Genomic DNA, 7,932 nt, shown 5'->3' with positions numbered 1-7,932 from the left:
GTCGAAACCACCACCCAGACGCCGCTCGGCGAGGCGGTGCCACCGTCGCGCAGGCAGGTCGGCCTGTCGCCGCTCAACAAGCGTCGCTGGCAGAACTTCAAGGCGAACAAGCGCGGATATTGGTCGCTCTGGATCTTCTCGATCCTGTTTCTCGTCTCGCTGTTTGCGGAAGTGATCGCCAATGATCGCCCGTTCCTGATCAAGTTCGACGGCAAACTCTATTTCCCCGCTTTCGTCACCTATTCGGAGACGACGTTTGGCGGTGACTTCGAGACGGCAGCGGACTATCGCGATCCGTTCCTGCAGAAGCTGATTGCGGAGAAGAACGGCAGCATCTACTGGCCGCCGATCCGCTACTCCTACGACACCCACAATCTCGATCTGCCGACGCCGGCGCCGTCGAAGCCGACCTGGATGCTCACCGAAGAGCAGTGCAAGCCGGTGGTGGAGAAGAAAGGCCTCAAGGGCTGCAGGGATCTCGAATATAACTGGCTGGGTACCGACGATCAGGGCCGCGACGTGGTCGCGCGTCTGATTTACGGCTTCCGGATATCCGTGCTGTTCGGTCTCACGCTGACAGCCCTGTCCTCGATCATCGGCATCGCGGCCGGTGGCGTGCAGGGCTATTTCGGCGGCTGGGTTGATCTCGCCTTCCAGCGCTTCATCGAGATATGGAGTTCGATCCCTGCGCTCTATCTGTTGCTGATCCTGTCGGCGGTGCTGGTGCCCGGCTTCTTCGTGCTGCTCGGCATCCTGCTGCTGTTCTCATGGGTCACACTGGTCGGGCTCGTTCGCGCGGAATTCTTGCGCGGTCGCAATTTCGAATATGTGACCGCGGCGCGTGCGCTCGGCGTGTCCAATCGCAGCATCATGGTGAAGCATCTGTTGCCCAACGCCATGGTTGCGACCATGACCTTCCTGCCCTTCATCGTCTCGTCCTCGGTGATGACGCTGACGGCGCTGGATTTCCTCGGCTTCGGCCTGCCGCCCGGTTCGCCGTCGCTTGGCGAATTGCTGTCGCAGGGCAAGGCCAATGTGCAGGCGCCATGGCTCGGTTTCACCGGCTTCTTCGCGGTGGCGATCATGCTGTCGCTGCTCATTTTCATCGGCGAAGCCGTCCGCGACGCTTTCGATCCGCGCAAGACGTTCAGGTAAGGCTGCAACATGGACGCCATCAATCAGCCTCTGCTCGACGTGCGTGATCTCTCCGTCGCCTTCCATCAGGGCGGCAACACGTCGGTTGCCGTCAACAAGGTCTCCTTCGACATCAAGCGCGGCGAATGTGTCGCGCTGGTCGGCGAGTCCGGCTCGGGAAAATCCGTCAGCGCATTGTCGATCCTGAAGCTGTTGCCCTATCCGATGGCATCGCATCCGTCGGGAGCGATCCGTTTCAAGGGGCATCAGCTGCTCGGTATGTCCGAGAGCGACATCCGTGAGATTCGCGGCAACGATATCTCGATCATTTTCCAGGAGCCGATGACCTCGCTCAATCCGCTGCACACGATCGGTGCGCAGATCGGCGAGATCCTGCAACTTCACAATGGCATGCGCGGCGAGAAAGCGCGTGCGCGGGTGATCGAATTGCTGACGCAGGTCGGTATCCCCGATCCCGAGACGCGGCTTGCCAGCTATCCGCACCAGCTCTCCGGCGGCCAGCGCCAGCGCGTGATGATCGCCATGGCGCTCGCCAACGAGCCGGACCTGCTGATCGCCGACGAGCCCACCACGGCGCTCGACGTCACCGTGCAGGCACAGATCCTCGCTCTGCTGGCCGATATCCGCCAGCGTCTCGGCATGAGCCTTCTGTTCATCACCCACGATCTCGGTATCGTCCGCCGCATCGCCGAGCGGGTCTGCGTGATGAAGAATGGCGAGATCGTCGAGCAGGGGCCGGTCGAGCAGGTGTTCACCTCGCCGCAGCACCCCTATACCAAGGCTCTGCTCGCGGCCGAGCCGAAGCCCGATCCCGCGCCGCCGCGGCCCGATGCGCCGGTGGTGATGTCCTCCGACGATCTCAAGGTCTGGTTTCCCATCAAGCGCGGCTTGCTGCGCAAGACCATCGGCCATGTGAAGGCCGTCGATGGCGTCAGCGTCAAGATCCGCCAGGGCGAGACGCTTGGCGTGGTCGGTGAATCCGGCTCGGGCAAGACGACGCTCGGTCTGGCGCTGCTGCGCCTGATCTCGTCGCAGGGGCCGATCGTGTTCCTCGGCAAGGATATCCAGGGCCTGCAGTTCAAGCAGATGCGTCCGTTCCGGCGCGACATGCAGATCGTGTTTCAGGATCCCTTTGGCGCGCTTAGCCCGCGTATGTCCGTCGGCGATATCATTGCCGAAGGACTCAGCGTGCATCAGCGCGCGCTGTCGGAGGACGAGCGCGATGCACGCGTCGTCAAGGCGCTGCAGGATGTCGGTCTCGACCCGGCGACGCGCTTCCGCTATCCGCATGAATTCTCCGGCGGCCAGCGTCAGCGCATCTCGATCGCGCGCGCCGTGGTGCTGGAGCCGAGCTTCGTCGTGCTGGACGAGCCGACCAGCGCGCTCGACATGCTGTTCCAGGCGCAGATGGTTGATCTCCTGCGCGAATTGCAGCGCAAGCGCGATCTCACTTACATGTTCATCTCGCATGACCTCCGCGTGGTGGCGTCGCTGGCGAGCCATCTGATCGTGATGCGCCACGGCAAGGTGGTGGAGGAGGGGCCTGCGGCAGAACTCTTCAAGAATCCAAAGTCGGACTATACACGCGAGCTGTTTGCGGCTGCATTCCGCATCGAGGCCGTGCCCGACGACGGCCCGGTGGCGCAGTAGCGGGATGGCAGACGAGACGAAGATCGAGATTGCCGACCGCGCCATGGACGTCGCCGTGTCACCGCCGGTGACGGTGGCGAAGGGCTATCTGCCTTACGAGCGGTTTGACGTGGCGATCATTCGGGCCGATGACGAGACTCTCCGGCAGCAGCGCGATGTCCTGCGGGGCGGACGTGTTGCTGCCGTGTTACCGGTCGATCTTGCGCGCGATGAGATCGTGCTGCTGCGCCAGTTTCGCCTGCCGGCGCATCTCGCCACCGGCCGCGGCGAGATGGTGGAGATCGTTGCCGGCCGCGTCGATGGCGACGAGAGCGCAATGGCCGCAGCCGCGCGCGAGTGCCAGGAAGAGATTGGCGTCGCGCCCGATCGCCTGATCGAACTCTTTAGCGTGCTGCCGACGCCGGGGATCACCGACGAGTTCGTCACATTCTTTCTCGGCTTCATCGACAGCAGCAAGGTGCCACTGCGTGGCGGGCTTGCCGAGGAGCACGAAGACACGCGACCCTTCATCGTCTCCATCGATGCAGCCATCGCTGCGCTGAATAGGGCGCAGGTGTTCAACGGTTTGATGATCAGCGCCGTGCAATGGCTGGCGCTGCATCGGGATCGTCTGCAGGACTACTTGGAACGCGCGGTCAATCCAGCCGCTTGATGCTGGTGACCGCGCTGCCGGTCGCGGCAATCCTTGCAATGGCGCCTTTCGTGCTCTCGATCGCCGTCGCCATGTGATGGGCATTGGCATGCACGATGGTCTCGGCATCGCGGACGATGGCGACATGGCCTTTCCAGAAGATCAGATCGCCTCGCCTGAGCGTCTGCATCTCCGTTTCTGACAAGCGCCGGCCAAGCCCGTCTTCCTGCATATCGCTGTCACGCGGGCAGCCCGTTCCCGCAGCGCTTAGCGCGATCTGGACAAGGCCGGAGCAATCGATTCCGAGGCTGCTCTTGCCGCCCCACAAATAGGGTGTGCCGGCGAAGCGTTCGGCCATGGCAACGAAATCGGGCTCAACGAAGGACAGTTCGGCCACATGCTGTCGTGGAATGTGATGGCCGTTGCTGGCCACGGCAAAGGCGTCCGTCATTCTCACGATGGACAGTTGCGCGCCGAGTGGCAGCGTATCCATCGGCGGAATCTTGATGGACGGGCCGGGGAATGCATAGGTCCGCAATGCCGTCACCTTGTGGGTCGGTGCCGGCCCCGGCGGATACAGGGCGAGATCCGAGATCCAGCCGACATAGCCATCGGCATTGAGTTGGCCCCATGCCCAGCCCTCGTCATTCCGGTCATAGATCGTGACACGCTCCCCGCGCAATGCCTGAGTGTCGAGCATCGCACCTGCAAACGGGTCGCGCCGCACCGAGGTGACGCCATCGGTGATCTCGAATTCCTCACCGGTGACGAAGCGATCGGCTTCCACCTTGCCTTCGAGATATTTGGCAGCGACATCCGGCCGTGCGGGCGTCAGGCGCTTATCCATAGCGCTGACTCAGCAGAGCGTAGATCGCGCGTGCGGCCTGGCACTCGCCGCCTTCCGGGCGTGCGGGCTTGGCGGACGGCGTCCAGCCATAGATGTCCACATGCAGCCAGCTCTTTGCGGATTCGACGAAGCGCTGCAGGAACAATGCGCAGGTGATCGAGCCGGCGAAACCGCCTGACGGCGCGTTGTTGATATTGGCGACCTTGGAATCCAGCCATGCGTCATATGGCGCCCAGAGTGGCAGTCGCCACAGCGGATCGTTCTGCTCCTTCGCGGCGCGGGCGACATCGAGGGCGAGGTCCTCGTCATTGGTGTAGAATGGCGGCAGTTCCGGCCCGAGCGCCACGCGCGCAGCGCCGGTGAGGGTGCCGAGATCGATCAGCAGCTCCGGCTTCTCTTCATCCGCCAGCGCCAGCGCATCGGCGAGGACGAGGCGGCCTTCGGCGTCGGTGTTGCCGATCTCAACCGTCGGGCCTTTTCGCGACTTGAAGATATCGAGCGGGCGAAAGGCATTGCCGGCGACGGCGTTCTCGACCGCTGGGATCAGCACGCGTAGGCGGACCTTCAGCTTGGCATCCATGATCATCAGGGCGAGCGCCAGCACATTGGCGGCGCCGCCCATGTCCTTCTTCATGATCAACATGGCCGAGGACGGCTTGAGATCGAGGCCGCCGGTGTCGAAGCAGACGCCCTTGCCGACCAGCGTGATCTTTGGATGTGTGGGATCGCCCCAGGAGAAATCGATCAGGCGCGGTGCGCGGGTCGAAGCCATGCCGACAGCATGGATCAGCGGGAAGTTTTGCGCGACGAGATCGTCACCGGTGATGCAGCTGAAGTAAGCGCCGAACCGTCCGGCAAGCTCTTTCGCCGCCTGCGCCAGCTCTTCAGGCCCCATCGCGTTGGATGGCGTGTTGATCAGGTCGCGCGCCAATGCGGCAGCTTCCGCGATGCGGCTGATCTCGGCGATGTCGAAGCCGTCTGGTGGCACGAGCTTGACGTTGGGCGCTTCATTCTTGCGATAGCGGCCGAAGCGATAGCTGCCGAGCGCGAAAGCGAGAGCGGCGAGGCGTGTGTCATGCGGTGCGTTGGCGAAGCGATAGGTGCCGGCGGGCAGCAGGCCCGGCAGAGTACCGGGTCGAAACAGGTCACGATGCCGCGCGCCCGCGTCGTCCAGTCCGAACAGGATCTGTGCGATCGCGCCGTCAGCGTCGGGCAGCGCCAGCCAGGCGCCGGCCTTGCCCTTGAAGCCGTGGGCGGTGGCGAAAGCCTTTGCTGCAGCCGGCAGCATTGCGGCGAACTCCGCCCAGTTGCTCTTGGTCACGAAGCTGATCGGGATCGCCGGCGTGGTCGGAGAGGCGTCGAAAGCAGAATGCATGGCGAGGCTCGCAGCTGAAGGGAGGGCCGCTATGCGGCCGAACGCGTCTAGGGGTGGTAACGGGGATATGGCATCGTCCATGCCGATTAACCAGCCATTAGGGTTAACACTCTATTGCTGGCGCATTCGGTAAGTCCGTTCGCATCATCGTTGAGTCAAAGTGCCATGCGTCAGCCCTTCTGTCTTGCGCGGTTTCTCGCGACTGCAGCCACGACGGCAATTCTGGCCGCCGGTCTCGCCGGCTGCAAGACCACGGGCATGTCCGACATCACCGGTTCCGTCGGCGCCCGCGCCGAAGCGCCGCCTGTCAGTCCGCCGGCAGATCCCTCGCGCGACATCGAAGCCTATGGCGAACGCTTCCGCTCGAATCCGCGCGATACGGATGCGGCGATGCGTTACGGCCAGGCATTGCGCGCTAATGGCCAGCGTGCCCAGGCCGTTTCGGTGTTCGAACAGGCAACGCTGAACAATCCCGGCAACAAGATGCTGATGGCCGGCTACGGTCGCGCTCTGGCCGATGCCGGCAATTTCGAGCGCGCCTTTGAAGTTCTGGGGACCGCGCATTCGCCCGCCAATCCCGACTGGCGCATTCTCTCGGCACAGGGCGCAGCCCTCGACCAGATGGGGCGCCACGACGAGGCGCGCCGGTATTACGGCAATGCGCTGAAGATCCGGCCCGAGGAGCCCTCGGTGCTGTCGAATCTCGGCCTGTCCTACATGCTGTCAAAGAATTTGCCGGAAGCCGAGGTCACGCTGCGCCGCGCGCAGCAGGGACGCGGCAATGTCGATCCGCGCGTGCGGCAAAATCTCGGCCTTGTCGTCGGCCTGCAGGGCCGCTTCAATGAGGCTGAATCCATCGTCCGCGCCGATCTGCCGCCGGATGAAGCGGCGGCCAATGTGGCCTATCTCAAGCAGATGCTGAACAATCGCGGTGGCGCGAAGTTCAGCGGCCAGGACGACGCGAAGCGCTCGTAGGCGCCCGCTCCTTACTGCATCGCGGCGATCTTGATGCCGGTCGGTCCGAGAATGACCACGAACAGCACCGGCAGGAAGAACAGGATCATCGGCACTGTGAGCTTCGGTGGCAGCGCTGCGGCCTTCTTCTCGGCCTCGTTCATACGCATGTCGCGGTTTTCCTGCGCCATCACGCGCAGGCTCTGGCCGAGGGGCGTACCATAACGTTCCGACTGCATCAGGGCGAGGCAGACCGACTTTACGCCTTCGAGCCCGGTGCGCTTGGCGAGGTTCTCGTAGGCCATCTTGCGATCCTGCAGATAGGATAGTTCAGCCGTCGTCAGCGTGAATTCCTCGGCCAGTGGCACCGATTGCGATGCGATCTCCATCGAGACGCGACGGAACGCGACCTCGATGGACATGCCGGATTCGATACAGATCAGCAGCAGATCGAGCGCATCGGGAAAGGCGCGCCGGATCGAAAGCTGCCGCTTGGTGATGGCGTTCTTGAGGAACAGCATCGGCGCCTGCATGCCGAACCACGCAGCGCCGACGCACATGCCGATCTTGATGGGCAGCGATTGCTCCATCCGCGAGATCACGAACACATAGACGATCGCAAAGGCGAGAAAGACAATCGGCGTAACGGCGCGGAAGAACAGGAACGTGATGTAAGGCGCCTGGCCGCGATAGCCGGCCATCACCAGCTTGTCGAGCGCGGCCTCCTGCGCCAGCCATTTGGTCAGGTTGAAATCGCTGACCACCTTGGAGACGAGCTGCTTCGGCGTCTGCCGCAGCGATACCTTTCCGGTATTCAGCATGCGGTCGCGTTCACGTTGCCGCAGCCGCTCGCGTTCGTTGGCGACCGCCTTCATGCGCTTGGCCAAGCCGTCGCTGGCGAGCAGAGGCACCAGCAGCGTATAGGCCGTCGCGCTCACGGCGATCGCCGCCATGAGCATCATCATGAAGCGGGGGTCGTGAAGTTTTGCAATCAGCAGATCAACCATGACTCACCATCAGAAATCGAAGTTGATCATCTTCTTCATGACGAAGATGCCGCAGGTCATCCACAGCGCGCAGCCTGCCAGCATCAGACGGCCGGTTTCGTGGGTCCATAGCAGCGAGATGTAGTCGGGTGTGCTCATATAGACGAGCAGCATGACGATCGGCGGCAGCGAGCCGATGATGCCGGCCGACGCCTTGGCTTCCATCGACATGGCCTGGATCTTCTCTTTCATCTTCTTGCGGTCGCGTAGCACCTTGGAAAGATTGCCCAATGCTTCCGACAGGTTGCCACCCGACTTCTGCTGGATCGCGATC

8 protein-coding genes are annotated in these 7,932 nt (G+C 63.0%); 4 read left to right on the top strand and 4 right to left on the bottom strand.

The features are described 5' to 3' along the window. The 3 genes from ACIQ17_RS27980 to ACIQ17_RS27970 form a co-directional block, all read left to right on the top strand. Nucleotides 1-1,155, top strand: a 1,155-nt coding sequence (locus ACIQ17_RS27980; protein WP_398472645.1) for an ABC transporter permease, incomplete at its 5' end; no start/stop codon positions are given. Nucleotides 1,156-1,164: 9 nt separating this feature from the next. Continuing rightward, nucleotides 1,165-2,805 carry an ABC transporter ATP-binding protein gene (locus ACIQ17_RS27975; protein WP_398472644.1) on the top strand — a complete coding sequence of 547 codons (1,641 nt, stop codon included), beginning with the start codon at nucleotides 1,165-1,167 and terminating at the stop codon, nucleotides 2,803-2,805. A gap of 4 nt (nucleotides 2,806-2,809) precedes the next feature. Further along, the gene (locus tag ACIQ17_RS27970; protein WP_398472643.1) at nucleotides 2,810-3,457 is read left to right on the top strand and encodes an NUDIX domain-containing protein; all 648 of its coding nucleotides are present in this window, start codon (nucleotides 2,810-2,812) and stop codon (nucleotides 3,455-3,457) included. Here the strand turns inward: ACIQ17_RS27970 and ACIQ17_RS27965 are convergent. After that, nucleotides 3,441-4,283 carry an NlpC/P60 family protein gene (locus ACIQ17_RS27965; RefSeq protein ID WP_398472641.1) on the bottom strand — a complete coding sequence of 281 codons (843 nt, stop codon included), beginning with the start codon at nucleotides 4,281-4,283 and terminating at the stop codon, nucleotides 3,441-3,443. The genes ACIQ17_RS27970 and ACIQ17_RS27965 overlap by 17 nt on opposite strands. Beyond that, nucleotides 4,276-5,658, bottom strand: a complete 1,383-nt coding sequence (locus ACIQ17_RS27960) for a leucyl aminopeptidase family protein (RefSeq protein ID WP_398472640.1) — start codon at nucleotides 5,656-5,658, stop codon at nucleotides 4,276-4,278. Before ACIQ17_RS27960 ends, ACIQ17_RS27965 begins: the two co-directional genes overlap by 8 nt. 165 nt (nucleotides 5,659-5,823) lie before the next feature. On the opposite strand from ACIQ17_RS27960, the gene ACIQ17_RS27955 reads away from it, so the two are divergent. Next, entirely contained in the window at nucleotides 5,824-6,633 is an 810-nt protein-coding gene (locus ACIQ17_RS27955; protein ID WP_398472639.1) for a tetratricopeptide repeat protein, read from the top strand. Between the two features lie 11 nt (nucleotides 6,634-6,644). Here the strand turns inward: ACIQ17_RS27955 and ACIQ17_RS27950 are convergent, their stop codons facing one another. Next, nucleotides 6,645-7,619 (bottom strand): type II secretion system F family protein, encoded by a 975-nt coding sequence (locus ACIQ17_RS27950; protein ID WP_398472638.1) that lies wholly within the window; start codon nucleotides 7,617-7,619, stop codon nucleotides 6,645-6,647. 9 nt (nucleotides 7,620-7,628) lie between these two features. Then, nucleotides 7,629-7,932: type II secretion system F family protein (locus ACIQ17_RS27945; RefSeq protein WP_398472637.1), on the bottom strand; the 304-nt coding region annotated here is incomplete at its 5' end.

The sequence above is a fragment of the Tardiphaga sp. genome (genome assembly GCF_044340795.1).
Classification (GTDB): Bacteria; Pseudomonadota; Alphaproteobacteria; order Rhizobiales; family Xanthobacteraceae; genus Tardiphaga.
This window is presented reverse-complemented; position numbering and strand designations above follow the sequence as displayed.

What these genes read in the sequence shown, in the direction of transcription:
- ACIQ17_RS27975 (WP_398472644.1), top strand. Translation starts at nt 1,165, where the DNA reads ATGGACGCCATCAATCAGCCTCTGCTCGACGTGCGTGATCTCTCCGTC.
- ACIQ17_RS27970 (WP_398472643.1), top strand. Translation starts at nt 2,810, where the DNA reads ATGGCAGACGAGACGAAGATCGAGATTGCCGACCGCGCCATGGACGTC.
- ACIQ17_RS27965 (WP_398472641.1), bottom strand. Translation starts at nt 4,283, where the DNA reads ATGGATAAGCGCCTGACGCCCGCACGGCCGGATGTCGCTGCCAAATAT.
- ACIQ17_RS27960 (WP_398472640.1), bottom strand. Translation starts at nt 5,658, where the DNA reads ATGCATTCTGCTTTCGACGCCTCTCCGACCACGCCGGCGATCCCGATC.
- ACIQ17_RS27955 (WP_398472639.1), top strand. Translation starts at nt 5,824, where the DNA reads ATGCGTCAGCCCTTCTGTCTTGCGCGGTTTCTCGCGACTGCAGCCACG.
- ACIQ17_RS27950 (WP_398472638.1), bottom strand. Translation starts at nt 7,619, where the DNA reads ATGGTTGATCTGCTGATTGCAAAACTTCACGACCCCCGCTTCATGATG.